The following is a 15,463-nucleotide window of genomic DNA, read 5'->3' on the forward strand; positions in this document are numbered from 1 at the left end:
TGTGACTACGGCGTCAGCACCGTGCGGCCGACCACCGCGCCCTGCTGCAATTGCACCAGCGCGTCGTTGGCCTTGGCGAGCGGGGCCGTCGTCACCGGGATCGGCGGCACTTTCTTGGTGCGGACGAGATCGAGCAGTTCCTGCGTTTCGCGCAGGTTTCCGACATAGCTGCCCTGGATCGTCACCGCCTTGATCGGAATCAGCGGCAGCGCCCAGGTCGCGCCGCCGCCGAACAGGCCGACGATGACGAGCTTGCCGCCCTTGGTCAGGCAGTCGAAGCCGAGCTGGGTCGTGGCGGAGTTGCCGACGAGGTCGATCACGGCGCGGATCGGCCCGCCCGCCTTCTTCGCAAGCTGCTCCAGCGCATCCGGCGCCCTGGGATCGACGGTCGAGAGCGCACCGGCCTTCTCGGCGGCTTCGCGCTTCCTGGCGTCGATATCGACCATGATCGCGCCCTTGCCGCCCATCGCCTTCAGCAGCGACAGCGCCATCAGGCCGAGGCCGCCGGCGCCGAACATCACGATCGGCGTGTCGAAATGCTGCTCGACCTTCTTCAGCGCGCTGTAGGTGGTGACGCCCGAGCAGGCATAGGGCGCGGTCGTCGCGGGATCGAGCCCCTTGAGGTTGAGCAGATAGCGCGGATGCGGCACCAGCATGTGGTCGGAGTAGCCGCCATCGCAATAAACGCCGAGCGAGCGCGGCGTCAGGCACATGTTCTCGTCACCGCCGAGACACGTGGCGCACTTGCCGCAGCCGATCCAAGGATAGACTAGGCCGACATCGCCGAGCTTGAGATCGCCCTGGTCGGTCGGCTTCACATCGGGGCCGAAGGCCAGCACTTCGCCGACGGTCTCGTGCCCCATCGTCAGCGGCAGGTTGATGCCGCGATCCTTCAGCGACAGGGGCTTGCGGCCGTGGCCGAGATCGTAGCCACCTTCCCAGATGTGGAGGTCGCTGTGGCAGACGCCGGCGGCCTTCACCTTGATCAGCACCTGCGTGCCCGAGGGCTGCGGCGTCGCCTCGTCGAACTCCTGCAGCGGCGCCTTGAAATCGGCAACCTTGAAACTCTTCATCGGAATCCTCCCGGCATCCTTGTCGTTCTCGCCCTCACCATGCCATGACCGGCGAGACGAGACAAATTCGCTCCTGTCTAGTTTACGGCGATCGAGAATAGCAACCCGACGGCGTGCAAGGCCGCATTGCTTGCGGCACGAAGCCGTTCAGCCTGTCTCGGCCGTTTTGCCTGACGGAATTAGCGCACCGCTCGCAAGGCCGATCTCATGTCGCAATGCATCAGTGTGCGCGCCGAGCGCGGACACCGTCTTGGCCGGCGTCGTGTCGGCCCCCGACATCCGGAATGGCAGGTTGAGCACCTGGAACGAGCCGCCCTCGTCCCGCACTTCCGAGAGCGCCTGGCGATGGGCAAGCTGCGGATCGGCCAACGCCTCCGACACGGTGCGATAAGCGGAGGCCGGGACGCCGGCCGCGCCAAGCGCGAGCAGGCATGCATCGGTCGAAAGCTGCCGCGACCAGACCTCGACGCCGTCCATCAGCGCCGCCCAGTTCTCGCGGCGCGGGGCGTAGCTGGCGAAGCGTGGATCGGAGACCCATTCGGGGCGGCCGATCACTCCCATCAGGGCCTGGAATGTCTTCTCGCTCGCGACCGTGATCATCACATAGCCGCTTGCCGTCTCGGTCGGTCCGAACATCGGGCGCGGCGGCGGCGCCACCTCGAATTGCGAGCTCTGCAACTCGGTCAGGGTCAAGGACAGCATCGATTCCAGCATGGAGACGTCAATGTGCTGGCCGAGCCCGGTCACGGTGCGTTGATAGAGCGCGGACGCGATCGCGCCAAAACCGTAGGTGCCGGTGACGACGTCGGCGTGATAGATACCGCAATAGTCGGGCCTGTGACGGCCCGGCTGATAGGCGAGATGCGCCATGTCGTAGCCCGACGCGGCGTGGATCACCGGCGCATAGGCCGGCAGCTCCGCCGAGGGGCCGGTCTGGCCATAGCCGGAGATCGAGCAGTAGATCAGCCTCGGGTTGACCGCACGCAGCCTGTCATAGTCGAGCCGTAGCCGGTGCATCACGCCGGGGCGGAAGTTCTCGACCAGGATGTCGGCGGTCGCGGCCAGCCGGTAGACGGCGTCCCTGCCGTCCTCGGATTTGAGATCGAGCACCAGGCTCTTCTTGCCGACATTGAGCTGGCCGAACGCGGTGCTGCAGCCCTTGCGCAGGGGCGGCCGGGTCCGCATCGTCTCCCCGCCATAGGTCTCGATCTTGATGACCTCGGCGCCCATGTCGGCTAGCATGCGCGCGCAGTGCGGACCGGCGATCGTTGTCGAAAAATCCAGCACCCGCAGGCCCGCGAAAGCCTTTGTCGTCGTCCCCTTACGCTGATCTTGTAGCTGCATGCGTGCCGCGTCTCCCTGGGGCCCCCTCAGGAACCATGGATGTTCTCTCTTGTTGGTGCGGCGACCCTAGAGGGCGGCGGCCGAGTAGGAAAGTCTTTACCGAACAGACGCGTCTTGCGGCGGACTTGAGAATTTCCGGGGCAACTGGACCCGTTCTTGCATAGCAGCAAACGGGATCGGATGAAGGCAGCAGTTCTTGAGGGTCTTGTTCGTTACGACAGAGATGGACGACTTCGTCCGCGTCGGCGGACTTGGAGCCGTTTCCGCTGCCCTGCCCCGGGCGCTGCGCCCCTTCGCCGATATCCGGATCATGCTGCCCGGCTATCGCGACATCATCGAGCAACTCACGCACATCCAGATCGTCGGCCGCTGCCCGGCGTTCGCGGAGCTGCCGGCCTGCTCGCTCGGCCGTGCCGCGACCAAGGACGGCCTGCCGGTCTATGTGCTGCTGTGCTCGCAGCTCTATGATCGGCCCGGCAATCCCTATGGCGATGAGGCCGGCCACGACTGGCCCGACAACGACATCCGCTTCGCGCGCTTCGCCTCGGCAGCCGCTGAGCTGGCCATGGGCAAGCTGGACAAGAATTGGGCAGCGGACCTGGTCCATGCCAACGACTGGCAGGCCTCGCTCGTGCCGGCCTATCTCGCCTGGCGCGGCGCGAGGCTGCCGTCGATCCTGACCATTCACAACCTCGCCTATCAGGGCCTCTTCCCGAAGGAGTCGCTGCGACGGATCGGCGCACCGGAGAGCTCCTTCCACATCGACGGCGTCGAGTTCTACGATCAGGTCTCCTTCCTCAAGGCGGGCCTCGTCTACGCTTCGCACCTCACCACCGTCAGCGGCACCTATGCGCGGGAGATCACCACGGCCGAATTCGGCTGCGGGCTGGAAGGCCTGCTCCGCCTGCGCTCGGACGCGGCCGAACTCACCGGCATCCTCAACGGCATCGACGAGAGCTGGGACCCGCGCTATTGCGCACAGCTCGCCCAGCAGTTCGGCGCCGGCGACTGGGTCGGCAAGAAGGCCAATGCGGATTACGTGCGCAAGCAGTTCGGGCTTGCGGTATCGCGCGGACCGATGTTCGGCATCGTCGCCCGCCTCGTGCACCAGAAGGGCATCGACCTCGTGCTGGCTGCGGCCGACGAGATCATCGATGCCGGCGGGCAGATCGTGGTCACGGGCTCCGGCGAGCCGGCGCTCGAGCAGGCACTGATCAACGCCCACCGCCGCCGTCCCGACGCCATCGGGGTCGCGATCGGCTTCAACGACGCCCAGGCGCGGCGCATCTTTGCCGGCAGCGACTTCACCTTGATGCCATCGCGGTTCGAGCCCTGCGGCCTCAGCCAGATGTACGCACAGCGCTTCGGCTCGTTGCCGATCGGTCACCAGACCGGCGGCCTTGCCGAAACCATCAGCGACGGCGAGACCGGCTTCCTGTTCTCGAAACCGTCACATGAATCCTTCCTCGGCGGCGTGCGACGGGCCTTCGCGGCCTTCATGGCCCACGACCAGCTCGACACCATGCGCCGCAGCGCCATGGGACGATCGTTCTCCTGGCGCATCTCGGCCGGCAGCTACAGCGCGCTGTATAGGAAGCTGGCGTCGGTGTGAGGCTGAGCCGTTTCCGCGCACTCCTTCATTGCGAGCGCAGCGAAGCAATCCAGAATCTTTCCGCGGCAGCAGTCTGGATTACTTCGCTGCGCTCGCAATCACGAGGAGGAGAGCAGCGCGCACGCATCCATCACCGTCACCCTGAGGACGACGGGGCTGATGATGGACCAGCCGACCTCCCGCCGCGCACGTCCATCTGCGGCCGGCCGATCCAGGCGCGGTTGAGGCAGCGGGTCATCCAGTCGGGCCGCAACTCGCCCCGCAGCCGCGCCTGGGCCTCCTGATAGGGACCGACATAGCGCAGCCTTTCGGGAAGTCTAGGATAGACGCGCCTGATCCATCGCAGTGCATTGTCGGCGGATCTGGCGTCGCCCTCGTCGAGCTCAAAACCAAAACCGGCACGCAAGCGCTCCGGCAGCATCCTCGCCGTGAGCGCGCGATACCACCGTGGCGGACGCAGCCACGGGCGCGCGCCCGTGAAGATCTGCGTCGCGATCTCGCGTGCCGCGGCGCTGACCGTCAGCGTGTCCGACTGTACCATCGCTGCGGTGTAAGCGGCGAAGCCGGACCAATCCGCCGGCAGCTCGTCCGCCCTCAGTCCGAACAGAGCACCGAACGTCCGGCTATCGGCCCAGTAACGCTCGCGCTCCTCCGCCGAGAGCGGTGGCAGCACGAGATCATGCGCGATCAGCGCGGTGTCGACCAGCGTGGCGTGAACCCAGCGCAGCGACGGAATGTCGTTGGCATAGTAGCGCGAGCCTGCCGCGAATGGACCGACCGTCTCGGGCATCTGCCCGACGATCATGCCGTGGCGCCGGTGCAATTGCCGCGACGACAGCAGCGCCCTGTCGAGCGAGCCGAACACCATGGCGAAGACGATGTCGAAGGTGCGGTGGAAGCGGCCGATCGGATCGGCAAAGGTTGTGGAATGCTCGGCGATGGCGGCGGCGACCCAGGGATGCGACAGTTGCAGCAGCAGCGCGCGACCGGCGCCGAGGAAGTTCACGGCCTCCCGGTCGATCTGCCAGGTCACCGTGTCGGGACCGAACACGCCGGCAACCGGGCCCGCCGCATTCGCGCGGACCTTGTCGAGTGCCGCTTCCAGATCTTTCTCACCGACCACTTGCGAGTCTCGCGCCGAAGACGCCGCGATCATAGCCCAGACCGCACGCTCTTGACATCGTCATCGCCGAAACAAATGACGGACAGGACCGTCACTCCGCCGCAATCGGCATCTCGTCCGTATGCTCATGCAGCACCACGCCGGCGAGCGGATCGAACTCGCCGATCCAAGGCCTGCGCGCCAGCACCGATCGCGTGTGAGCGTAGCCGGCATGCCAGCGCCGCGTGATCCCGGACGGGCTGAAGTCGATATCCTTGGTATGGGTCTCGTGCTCGAGCTGCGGCGCCAGCAGCCGCACCACATGCATGCGGGTTGGACAGCCGTAGCTCGTCAGCTCCCGCACCGCGGGATCGTTGCGCTCGCTCTCGGGCAGCCGCGCCGCGAGCTGGTTGATGACATGGCGCAGACGATGGGCCTGCTGCTGTCGGACGATCTGGCTGGCGATGCGGCTGGAATATTGCACGTCCTTGTGCCGGTTCAGCACCTCCGCCATCGTGGTCGGCTCCGGTCCGACGGGATTCCAAAGATGCACGGAGAAGATCAGCGAATCCCTGCGTGGATTGTCGTCGAACACCGCCTCCGTCGGCGTGTTCGACAGGATGCCTCCGTCCCAATAGAGCTCGCCGTCGATGCGCACCGCCGGAAAAGCCGGCGGCAGTGCACCTGAAGCCATCACATGCTTCACCGTCAGCTCGCCGTCGCGGCTGTCGAAATAGCGCATCTCGCTGGTGCCGACATGAGCCGCACCGACCGTCAGGCGCGGCGTACAACGATTGGCCAGATCGAAGTCGACCAGCTCGCTCAGCGTCTTCTCCAGCGGCACTGTCGAATAGAAGCCGGCGTGATCGGGACCCAGCGGATAGGAATCGCCGGCATGCGCCAGCGGATTGGGCCGGAAGAAACCTGGAATGCCGTGGGTGACCGTCGACCAATAAGCCAGCTTCTCGTTGAAGCCGGGAAACGCGGTGCGCCAGTCCCAGACCGGCTGCTGCTCCATTCGCTTCCAGAACTCGCGCAAGCGCGCGAGGCGGTGCTCCCTTGCGTTGCCGGCAATCAGGCTCGCATTGATCGCGCCGATCGACGTGCCGATGATCCAGTCCGGCTCGATGCCGGCTTCCTGCAAGGCCTGGTAGACCCCGGCCTGGTAGGACCCGAGTGCGCCGCCGCCCTGGAGCACGAGAACCACCTGCCCCGGCAGGTCCATACCCTTGCGCTGCGCATTGTCCCGGATCCCGCTCATGTCTCGCTCCTGTCGAGCCTATGGTTATCATTCGTCGGGCGTAAGGCCATTGTTACATCCTGCCGTTCTCGGCGATTGTCGGGCCTTTTGGAAATGCCAGCTGGCTTCCATAACCATACGCAGGCGCTATCGAGCCCGGGATGTCATTCCCTGTCCGGATCGGCTAGATTCCGCTCGATCCAGCTGGGAGCCGATCCATGGAAATGCACCAGGTCCGCTATTTCCTCGCGGTGGCGCAGCTGTTGAATTTTACCCGCGCCGCCGAGGAATGCAACGTGACGCAGCCCTCGCTGACGCGCGCGATCAAGCAGCTCGAGGCCGAGCTCGGCGGCGACCTGTTCCGCCGCGAACGGCCGGCCGCACAACTGACAGAGCTCGGCCAGCGCATGCATCCGCTGCTGAAGCAATGCTTCGACGCCGCCAGCGGCGCGCGCTCGCTCGCTTCCTCGTTCCGGAGCGGCGAGATCGGCGCGCTGCGCATTGCGCTGACGCATTCGATCGACCTGGCCCTGCTCATTCCGCATCTCAACGAAATCAGGCGGCAGTTCAACCGGCTCGAGCTGCGTTTCCTGCGCGGGACCAGCCGCGAGGTCGGTGAAATCCTGAAGAAGGGCGAAGCCGAACTCGGCATCGCCGCCGAGATCGACGAAACCTGGGAGCGGCTCGACGTGTGGCCGCTGTTCACGGAAGGCTTCGATCTCGTCGTCAGCAGGAAGCACCGTCTTGCCGGGCACGACACGGTCGAGCCGGATGATTTGCGCGCGGAGCAATTGCTCGGCCGGAATTACTGCGAGCATTCCCGCCGTATCTCCGCCAGCCTGCGCGAGCACGGCATCGACGTCGATCACGGCCACGAGATTTCGAGCGAGCGCGATCTGATCGAGCTGGTCGAGGCCGATATCGGCATCGCCATGATGCCGCACACCTCGCCGGTGCCGGAGAGCGTCAAACGCGCGGCAGTCGCCGGGCTCGACGCACGCCGCACCGTCAGCCTCTACGGCGTCGCCGGCCGGCAGCGAACGGCCGTCGCCAATGCGATGATGCGGATGCTGCGCGGCGCGGACTGGCGGGAGATCGCGGGATAGCAGATGAGCGCTCTTGCACCACGCGAGGTGCGCATTGCTGTGCCCTCGCCCCTTGTGGGAGGGGGCAGCGACGCTGGCAGACGCAGACTCGCTTGGGTGAGGGTATGTCTCCGCGAGCATCAGTGCACGCGGATAGATACCCCTCATCCGGCGCTTCGCGCCACCTTCTCCCACGAGGGGAGAAGGGAAGAAAGCGGGCTCAATTCTCCCGGCTCGCACGCTCCAGCGCTTCGATCAGATCGTCGATTTCCATGCGCTTGCGGAAATCCGGATCGACGAAGCGCGCCTTGACGATCCCGTCGCGGCCGACGACGAACACGGCGGGGATCGGCAGCATCCAGCCGTCATTGCCGTGAAACTTCGCCATGTCCTGATACGACAACAGGCCCTGGATCTCGCTGCCGAGCCAGATCGCGAGATTGAGCGACAGCGCATAGCCGTTGTCGAGATCGGTCAGGATCGGAAACGGCGCGCCGGAGTCGGCCTTGACCTGCCGCGTGTATTCCTGCGTCTCCGGCATGATCGCGACGACCTGCGCGCCGATCGACTTGATGCGCTCCTGCGCCTGCACCACGGCGCGGACATTGAGCCGGCAATAAGGGCACCAGTGTCCGCGGAAGAACATCACCGCGACGGGACCTTGCTCCAGGAGCGCGGGCAGCGCGACCAGACTTCCACTTTCATCCGGCAGCATGAATGGTGGCATGGCATCGCCCGGACGCGGGGCGGTCTCGCCTCCGCCGTTGCCGTTCAGTCTCGCCACCAGGCGATCCACCGCCTCGCCATAGGCCGGAAACACCTGACGGCTCGCATCCGCATAGGCCCGGAGCTGATCGTTCAGCGTCCCCTCCATGTCGCGGCAACGCTGGAAGGCGAGCCTCAGTCGATCGGTGTCGGCTGGTGAGAGAGACGTCATCTTCCGCTCCGGCGTTCCTGATGCGAATAGTAGGTGAGATCGGGCCGCCCGCAAGGGCGGCCGTCGCGCGTGGACCGGTTCAGTTCACGTAAAAATTGCCGGTGGGATCAAGCCGCCCCGACGTGGAATACAGCGTGCCGTTGTCCATGAAGAAGACGGTGTTGGCGGGCACCTTCTTGGCGTTCCTCATCATGGCTTCGTGGTTCTTCTCGGCCGGGGCCATGGCCATCGCCGACATCTTGCCCGGCCCGCCATAGACATAGGCCATGCCGGCCTTCAAATCCCAGGCCGCTTCCGAGAAGGCCGATGTGGCGATCACCGCGAAGGCGGCGGAAAAGATCAGGGTTTTTGACACTTTCGTCATGAGATGCTTCTCCGGATTGACGTGAACGCCCGCCAATCGGGCGCCCTGTCATCGGACGCCAGATCCCCCGGAAGCGGAAATGCCGATGCCCAATCGGTTCGATAGCCGCCGCGCATCAAGATAGCGCAGGGCTATCGCATCAAAAGCAAGCCGGCATTTCAACATCGGCGCGGTCTCGACGAAGCTCCTGCCATAGCCGGCGACCAGCGAGGTTGCGGCCAACAGAGGAGACTTCCCATGTTCAAGCAACGCATGTTGTCGCGCCTGGTCTGGTCGGGCGCAGCCGTTCTCGGTGCACTGACATTCGCGACGCCGATCCTGGCGGGCGAATGTCCCGCCGACAAGATCAAGCCGAACGCACAGCAGATGGTCGACTTCAAGCCGGTCGGCGTCACCGACGTGACGCTCGGCACGATCGACCTCGGCAAGCAGCCCGCCCATATCGAGCGCCGGGAGCTGCGCTTCCGCAAGCTGACCATCGCCCCCGGCGGCATCGTGCCCTGGCACAGCCATGACGACCGCCCCGCCCTGATCTTCGTGCAGCAGGGCCAGATCGTGGAATACGCGTCCAACTGCGTCGACCCGATCATGCACAAGGCCGGCGACATCCGCCCCGAGGTCTACGGCACCTCGCATTGGTGGAAGAACCTCGGCGAGGAGACCGTCATTCTCTATGTCGGCGACGTCCGCAAGGATCCCAACGATCATCACATGTAATTCGCTGTGGCCATCCTTCGAGACGCCCGCTTCAGGCGGGCTCCTCAGGATGAGGACGGTGTGTGCGCGGCAGCAGCCTAAGGGCACCGATGTCGCTCAGCCTCATCCTGAGGAGACCGGGAAGCGGTCGTCTCGAAGGACGAGGCGCACCCTCGGGGCTGACAAAACGAGAAGTGCGATAGCCCTACGTCATTCCGGCTCGCGAAGCCGCACCCGGAATGACATCCGGCATGAGGAGACGCAACGACATGACCGATCTTTCCGCGCCGATCAGACCGGCCGCAATAACGATCGCGGCGCACTCGCCGGGCCTTGCGCTGCGCTCGCTCGTGATCGGCCTCACCGCATTCCTGACCGTCGTCGACCTCTTCGCAACGCAGGCGATCCTGCCCTCGCTGACGCGACACTACGGCGTCACCCCCGCAGCGATGGGCTTTGCCGTCAACGCCAGCACCTTCGGCATGGCGATAGCCAGCCTCGTCGTCGGCTTCTTCAGCCCGCACATCAACCGGCGGACGGGCATCCTGCTCAGCCTGACGCTGCTGGCGATCCCCACCAGTCTGCTCGCGTCCGCGCCCAACCTTGCCGTCTTCACCGCGTTGCGGGTCGCGCAGGGCCTGTGCATGGCCTCCGCGTTCGCGCTCACCCTCGCTTATCTCGGCGAGCAATGCAGCGCGATGGACGCCGGCAGCGCCTTTGCCGCCTACATCACCGGCAACGTCGCGAGCAACCTCGTCGGCCGGCTGATCTCGGCGGCGGTCGTCGATGGCCTCGGCCTCGCCTGGAATTTCTATTTGTTCGCAGCGCTCAATCTCACCGGCGCGGTGCTGGTCTATTTCACGATCCGACGCATGCAGCCGATGCCCGCGATGATGCCAACTTCGCCGCTCGCCGCCGCCATCGCGCACTGGCGCAATCCGCGGCTCCGTGCGGCCTTCGGCATCGGCTTCTGCATCCTGTTCGCCTTCATCGGCACTTTCACGTTCGTGAATTTCGTGCTCGTGCGGCCGCCGTTGGCGCTGGGCATGATGGACCTCGGCCTCGTCTATTTCGTCTTCCTACCCTCGGTCGTCACGACGCTTCTGGCCGGCAAGGCCGTCGCTCGGCTCGGAACGCGGCCGACGATCTGGGGCGCGCTCGCCGTCGCCGGGCTCGGCCTGCCCTTGATGATGGCGCCGCATCTCGGCGAAGTGCTCGCCGGCATGGTCCTGGTCGGCGTCGGCACGTTCTTCGCGCAGGCCGCTGCGACAGGCTTCGTCGGGCAGGCGGCAAGCGAGAATCGCGGCATCGCCAGCGGCACTTATCTCGCGTGTTACTTCTGCGGCGGCCTGGTCGGTACGGCCGTGCTCGGCCGGTTGTTCGACAGCTTCGGCTGGCACGCCTGCGTCGCCGGCGTCGGCGCAGCCCTTGCGCTGGCGGCCCTGCTCGCCCTCGCGCTGAGGCCCTGAAGCGCGATGAGATTTGGATGAATCGTCATCGCGCCTTAGATCGTTGCTTACGCATGATCTTTCCGGAAAACCGCTTCGCACTGTTCCGGATCATGCTTTAGCGCTTGACCGGTGCGTCCTGCGGCGGCTCGTCGTCGGCAATGGCGCGCCAGGCGGCGCCGTCGAGATCGTCGTACTGGCCGCTTTTCAGTGACCAGAGGAAGGCGACGAGACCGGCACCTCCGAGCATCAAGGCCAGCGGCACCAGGATGACCAGGATCTCCATCACACCATCTCCCGCGAGGCGCTGCGGGCGCGCAGCGAGTTCAGCATCACCAGGATCGAGGATCCGCTCATGGCGGCCGCCGCAATCAGGGGCGTCACCACGCCGCTGATCGCGACCGGCACGGCGAGCACGTTGTAGCCGATCGCGAGCCAGAGGTTCTGCCGCATCAGATGCAGCGCCTTGCGCGAGGCGTCGATGGCGGCGACCACGGGGGCCAGCGGCCGGCCGAGGAAGACGAGGTCGGCGGTGGCCTGGCTGAGATGCGCGGCCGAGATCGGCGACATCGAGACATGAGCGGCCGCCAGCGAGGGCGCATCGTTCATGCCGTCGCCGACCATCAGCACCTTCATGCCTCGCCGTTTCAGCTCCTCGATCCGCGCGATCTTGTCGGCCGGCGTGACGCCGGCGCGCCATTCGGGAATGGACAGCGCGTGCGCCGCCGCCGTCACCGCCGGCTCGCGGTCGCCGGAGAGGATCTCCATGCCGATGCCGCGCGCCCTCAGCGCCGTGATCACGGCCTGCGCGTCCGGACGCAGGCCCTGGCGCACCGAAAGGATGAATTTTGCGGTGCCCTTGCTGAACGCAACGATGGAAGCTTCGGGATCGAGATCGTCGGTCAGCCCGGCGAGACCCTCGGCACCACAGAAGGACGGACGGCCGAGGCGGATCTCGACGCCATCCACGGTCGCATGCACCCCCTGCCCGGCATCCTCGACCGCGCCGATGACAGGTGACCTGGCGCCCGCGGCCTGCGCCACCGCGGCGGCGACGGGATGATGGCTCGACAGCGCCAGGCGTCCGGCGAGCTCGAAGATGTCGGCGGGGATATCGGCTGCGTTCATCACTTCGAGATCAGGCAGCGTCAGCGTGCCGGTCTTGTCGAAGATGACATGGTCGGCTTCCGCCAGCCGCTCGATGGCATCGCCCGCATTGAGCAGCACACCCGCCCTGAACATCGCGCCCGAGGCCACCGTCTGCACGGTCGGGATCGCGAGACCCAGCGCGCAGGGACAGGTGATGATCAGCACGGCGACGCCGGTCACGATCGCATCATGCCAGGACGCACCGGCGATGACCCAGGCGAGAATGGTCAGAAGCGCTGTCGCATGCACCACCGGGGCGTAGAGCCGCGAGGCACGGTCGGCGAGGCGCATGTAGCGTGAGCGCGCCTGGAGCGCGTTGTCGAGCAGCCGCGTGATCTCGGCGAGCAGCGTCGCCTCGGAGGCCGCCGAGACCCGCACCCGCAGCGTGCCGGAGATGTTCATCGATCCCGCATAGACCGGCGTGCCATGCTCCGCGGTAACATAGAGCGTCTCGCCGGTGATCAGGCTCTGGTCGATCTCGGAGCGGCCCTCGATCACGGTGCCATCGACCGCACAGCGCTCGCCGGGCCGCAGCAGCACGATGTCGCCGGGATGGATCGCCGCCACCGGCACCTGCAAGATCTCGTCGGGCCCGACGAACTTGGCCGCGGTCTCCGCCTTCAGCGCTGCGAGATTGCCTGCGACCGCGCGGGTCCGCCGCCGCATGTTCTGGTCGAGGAAGCGGCCGACCAGCAGGAAGGTCAGCAGCATGATCGCCGCGTCGAAATAGGCGTGCTCGGCGTGGTGGATGGTCTCCACCACGGACATGCCGAGCGCCAGGATCACGCCGATCGAGATCGGCACGTCCATGTTGGTCGTCTTGGCCGAAAGCGCCCGCCAAGCCGAGCGGAAAAACGGCTGGCCGGCATACGCCGCGGCCGGCAGCGCGATCAGCGCCGACAGCCAGTGAAAGAAATCGCGCTGCTCCGGCAGCATGTCCGAGACGTTGCCGGACCATACCGGGATCGACAGCATCATCACGTTCATGGTGGCGAATGCCGCGACGCCGAGACAGCGCAGCAGGAAGCCGGATTCGGCGACCTCGGCGGCTTCCGCGCTCTCTGTCTCGAACGGATAGGCCTTGTAGCCGAGCTCCTCCAGCCGGTCGATGAAGCGGCCGGGATCGAGGGTGCCGGCCTTCCATTCCAGTGCGACACGGCGATCGGTCAGGTTCACGCGCGCCAGCGTGACATCAGGAATGGCAGAAAGGCCGCGCTCGATCTTGGCCATGCAGCCGGCGCAATGAACGCCCTCGACCGCGAGGTCGATATGCCGGAGGCCCGCGCCGGCGTCGCGAACATAGTGAGAGAAATCGCGTGTGACCTGCATGGCGGCATCCTCAGTTCAGGATCACGCGGTTGCGCGACAGGAACACGCGCGCTCCGCGCGCCTCGCCCTCGATCACCAGATCCCACTGTCCCGGCGCGACGGACGCGGCATTGCCGCGATAGATGCCGATGCCGGCTTCCGCCAGCTCGACCTTGAGATCGCCGCGCTTGTCAGTCGGCCGCTCCAGGCGTCCGCCGAACTTCAGTCCGGAGATCGGCTGTCCGCTCGCATCACGCGCCTCGACCTGGATCGCAGCGCCGCCATCGTTTCGACGCTCGATATGGGCGCTGACCTGCCATTTGCGCGCGGCCTGTTCCTGCGCCGCCGAGATCTCGCGGTCATAGGTGAGGCCCGCGGCATAGGGGCTGTCGACGTCCGTGCCCGGCAGCGTCGCGATCGCGAGCTTCATCATGGTCACGTTGACGCCGATCACGAGGCCGAAGAAGGCGACCAGCATCAGGAGCACCTTGGTTCCGGTCAGCGGCTTGGATGCCATGGCAGTCTCCTCATGCTACGGCGCGACGAAATTGTCGGTGGCGGAGGCGACTTCGCCGAGGCCGATATCGGTGACGTGGAAGCGAACCGGGACCGACTTCTCCGGATTGCTTTCCGCCGGCGCCGTCACGAGCAGGCGCAGCTCGCTGGTGGCATCGCGGGGAACCACGACCATCGGCCGGTCGGGCGTCACGGAATCCACGCCGACGACATGGACGGTCAGATTGGCCGGGCCGTCCGCGTCGATCGCGATGACGCGGTCGTAACCGCTCTTGTTCAACAACCGCACGGTATAGGCGTTGCGAATCGAGCCGTCGCTGAGCTTGACCGCCACCGGATTGCGGTCGTGCAGCACGTTGACGTCGAGCAGGCTGCGCGTCGCCAGCGTATAGATCATGATGCCACCGACCGCGGCGATGATCGCGCTGTAGACGATCGTGCGGGGCCGAACGATCCGGTAGATCGGCGCCTTGCCTTCCTGGCGGCGATGGATGTTGATGTCGTTGTCGTAGCCGATCAGCCGCTTCGGCCGGCCGATCTTGGCCATCACGTTGTCGCAGGCATCGATGCAGAGGCCGCACTGGATGCATTCCATCTGCGGCCCGTTGCGGATGTCGATGCCGGTCGGGCAGACCGCAACGCACTGGTAGCAATCGACGCAGTCGCCGACCTGCTGACCGAGCGCGCGCAGCTCGGCCGCCTTCTTCACCGAGGTGCGCTTCTCGCCGCGGTCGTAGCGATAGGTGACGTTGAGCGCCCATTCGTCGGTGAGCGCCGCCTGGATGCGCGGCCACGGGCACATATAGGTGCAGACCTGCTCGCGCATGTAGCCGGCGAGCAGATAGGTCGTCGCGGTGAGGATGCCGATCCAGATATAGGCGATCATCGGCGCCTGGAAGGTGACGAGCTGCTTCACCAGGGTCGGCGCGTCGTTGAAGTAGAGCACCCAGGCGCCGCCGGTCCACCAGGCGATCAGCAGCCAGATCGAATGCTTGAGCACGATCTCGGAGATGCGCTCGAGCTTCATCGGATCGGCCGACGCGTCCTTCTTCATCCGCTCGCGCCGGTCGCCCTCGATCAGGCGCTCGACGGCATAGAACAGGTCGGTCCAGACCGTCTGCGGACACAGATAGCCGCACCAGATGCGGCCGCCGATGGAGTTCATCAGGAACAGCGCGACGGCAGCCACGATCAACAGGCCGGTGAAGTAGTAAACCTCCTGCGGCCACAACTCGATGAAGAAGAAATAGAAGCGACTGTTGGGAAGGTCGATCAGCACCGCCTGGCTGGGCGCGCCGAGGCCGCGGTTCCAGCGCACGAAGGGCAGGAAGTAGTAGACGCCGAGGCAGAACGCCATCAGGCCCCATTTGATCCGTCGGAACGTGCCCTGGACGCTCTGGGGATAGACCTTCTTCCGGGCCGCGTAGAGCGGCCCATAGTCGTCTTCCGATGTGAGGTCTTTGGGGTTCACGGTCTTGTTCATCGCCTGGAGCTTCTCGAAGGTGCGATTGAACCTAGACCCGACACCGCCGCGTCAGTTGATCCAGCTCAAACGGGGGCGTTTTTGTTCGCCCCCGTCTGGACCGAGG

General features: G+C 65.8%; 15 protein-coding genes. 4 read left to right on the forward strand and 11 right to left on the reverse strand.

Translation table 11 applies throughout. From position 1 onward, the window contains the following. Positions 1-5 precede the first annotated feature (5 nt). Together ACRQ5Q_RS30875 and ACRQ5Q_RS30880 are read right to left on the reverse strand one after the other, a co-directional pair. Positions 6-1,073: an alcohol dehydrogenase gene (locus tag ACRQ5Q_RS30875; protein WP_439393730.1), complete on the reverse strand. Its 1,068-nt coding sequence runs from the start codon at positions 1,071-1,073 to the stop codon at positions 6-8. A gap of 147 nt (positions 1,074-1,220) precedes the next feature. After that, positions 1,221-2,417 (reverse strand): CaiB/BaiF CoA transferase family protein, encoded by a 1,197-nt coding sequence (locus tag ACRQ5Q_RS30880; protein WP_439374052.1) that lies wholly within the window; start codon positions 2,415-2,417, stop codon positions 1,221-1,223. A 196-nt stretch (positions 2,418-2,613) separates the two neighbouring features. Between ACRQ5Q_RS30880 and glgA the strand changes: the two genes are divergently transcribed. Then, the gene (glgA, locus tag ACRQ5Q_RS30885) at positions 2,614-4,029 is read left to right on the forward strand and encodes a glycogen synthase GlgA (protein WP_439374051.1); all 1,416 of its coding nucleotides are present in this window, start codon (positions 2,614-2,616) and stop codon (positions 4,027-4,029) included. Between the two features lie 136 nt (positions 4,030-4,165). Here the strand turns inward: glgA and ACRQ5Q_RS30890 are convergent, their stop codons facing one another. Together ACRQ5Q_RS30890 and ACRQ5Q_RS30895 are read right to left on the reverse strand one after the other, a co-directional pair. Continuing rightward, positions 4,166-5,152, reverse strand: a complete 987-nt coding sequence (locus ACRQ5Q_RS30890) for an oxygenase MpaB family protein (protein ID WP_439393732.1) — start codon at positions 5,150-5,152, stop codon at positions 4,166-4,168. Positions 5,153-5,243: 91 nt separating this feature from the next. After that, a complete protein-coding gene (locus tag ACRQ5Q_RS30895; protein ID WP_439374049.1) occupies positions 5,244-6,392 on the reverse strand; it encodes a DUF3734 domain-containing protein in 1,149 nt (382 codons plus the stop codon). A 197-nt stretch (positions 6,393-6,589) separates the two neighbouring features. On the opposite strand from ACRQ5Q_RS30895, the gene ACRQ5Q_RS30900 reads away from it, so the two are divergent. Next, a complete protein-coding gene (locus tag ACRQ5Q_RS30900) occupies positions 6,590-7,477 on the forward strand; it encodes a LysR family transcriptional regulator (protein ID WP_439393734.1) in 888 nt (295 codons plus the stop codon). Between the two features lie 199 nt (positions 7,478-7,676). Here ACRQ5Q_RS30900 and ACRQ5Q_RS30905 read toward each other — a convergent pair whose 3' ends face one another. From ACRQ5Q_RS30905 to ACRQ5Q_RS30915, 3 genes are all read right to left on the reverse strand, one after another. Beyond that, positions 7,677-8,393, reverse strand: a complete 717-nt coding sequence (locus ACRQ5Q_RS30905) for a peroxiredoxin-like family protein (RefSeq protein WP_439374047.1) — start codon at positions 8,391-8,393, stop codon at positions 7,677-7,679. 79 nt (positions 8,394-8,472) lie between these two features. After that, entirely contained in the window at positions 8,473-8,757 is a 285-nt protein-coding gene (locus tag ACRQ5Q_RS30910; protein ID WP_439393736.1) for a hypothetical protein, read from the reverse strand. Positions 8,758-8,805: 48 nt separating this feature from the next. Next, complete coding sequence (locus ACRQ5Q_RS30915; protein ID WP_439374045.1) at positions 8,806-8,979, reverse strand: hypothetical protein; 174 nt, start codon at positions 8,977-8,979, stop codon at positions 8,806-8,808. 15 nt (positions 8,980-8,994) lie between these two features. Between ACRQ5Q_RS30915 and ACRQ5Q_RS30920 the strand changes: the two genes are divergently transcribed. Then, complete coding sequence (locus ACRQ5Q_RS30920) at positions 8,995-9,474, forward strand: cupin (RefSeq protein ID WP_439393738.1); 480 nt, start codon at positions 8,995-8,997, stop codon at positions 9,472-9,474. A 248-nt stretch (positions 9,475-9,722) separates the two neighbouring features. Further along, the gene (locus ACRQ5Q_RS30925) at positions 9,723-10,922 is read left to right on the forward strand and encodes an MFS transporter (protein ID WP_439393740.1); all 1,200 of its coding nucleotides are present in this window, start codon (positions 9,723-9,725) and stop codon (positions 10,920-10,922) included. A gap of 97 nt (positions 10,923-11,019) precedes the next feature. Here the strand turns inward: ACRQ5Q_RS30925 and ccoS are convergent, their stop codons facing one another. Genes ccoS through ccoG form a run of 4 tightly spaced genes read right to left on the reverse strand, consistent with a single transcriptional unit; the run spans position 11,020 to position 15,357 of the window. Then, on the reverse strand, positions 11,020-11,187 hold the full coding sequence (ccoS, locus tag ACRQ5Q_RS30930) for a cbb3-type cytochrome oxidase assembly protein CcoS (protein WP_439374042.1): 168 nt from the start codon (positions 11,185-11,187) through the stop codon (positions 11,020-11,022). Then, positions 11,187-13,379 carry a cation-translocating P-type ATPase gene (locus tag ACRQ5Q_RS30935; RefSeq protein WP_439393742.1) on the reverse strand — a complete coding sequence of 731 codons (2,193 nt, stop codon included), beginning with the start codon at positions 13,377-13,379 and terminating at the stop codon, positions 11,187-11,189. Before ACRQ5Q_RS30935 ends, ccoS begins: the two co-directional genes overlap by 1 nt. A gap of 10 nt (positions 13,380-13,389) precedes the next feature. Continuing rightward, on the reverse strand, positions 13,390-13,875 hold the full coding sequence (locus ACRQ5Q_RS30940; RefSeq protein ID WP_439393744.1) for a FixH family protein: 486 nt from the start codon (positions 13,873-13,875) through the stop codon (positions 13,390-13,392). A gap of 15 nt (positions 13,876-13,890) precedes the next feature. Then, complete coding sequence (gene ccoG / locus ACRQ5Q_RS30945) at positions 13,891-15,357, reverse strand: cytochrome c oxidase accessory protein CcoG (RefSeq protein ID WP_439393746.1); 1,467 nt, start codon at positions 15,355-15,357, stop codon at positions 13,891-13,893. Positions 15,358-15,463: the final 106 nt, after the last annotated feature.

It is taken from the genome of Bradyrhizobium sp. PMVTL-01 (genome assembly GCF_051861855.1).
Lineage (GTDB): Bacteria > Pseudomonadota > Alphaproteobacteria > Rhizobiales > Xanthobacteraceae > Bradyrhizobium.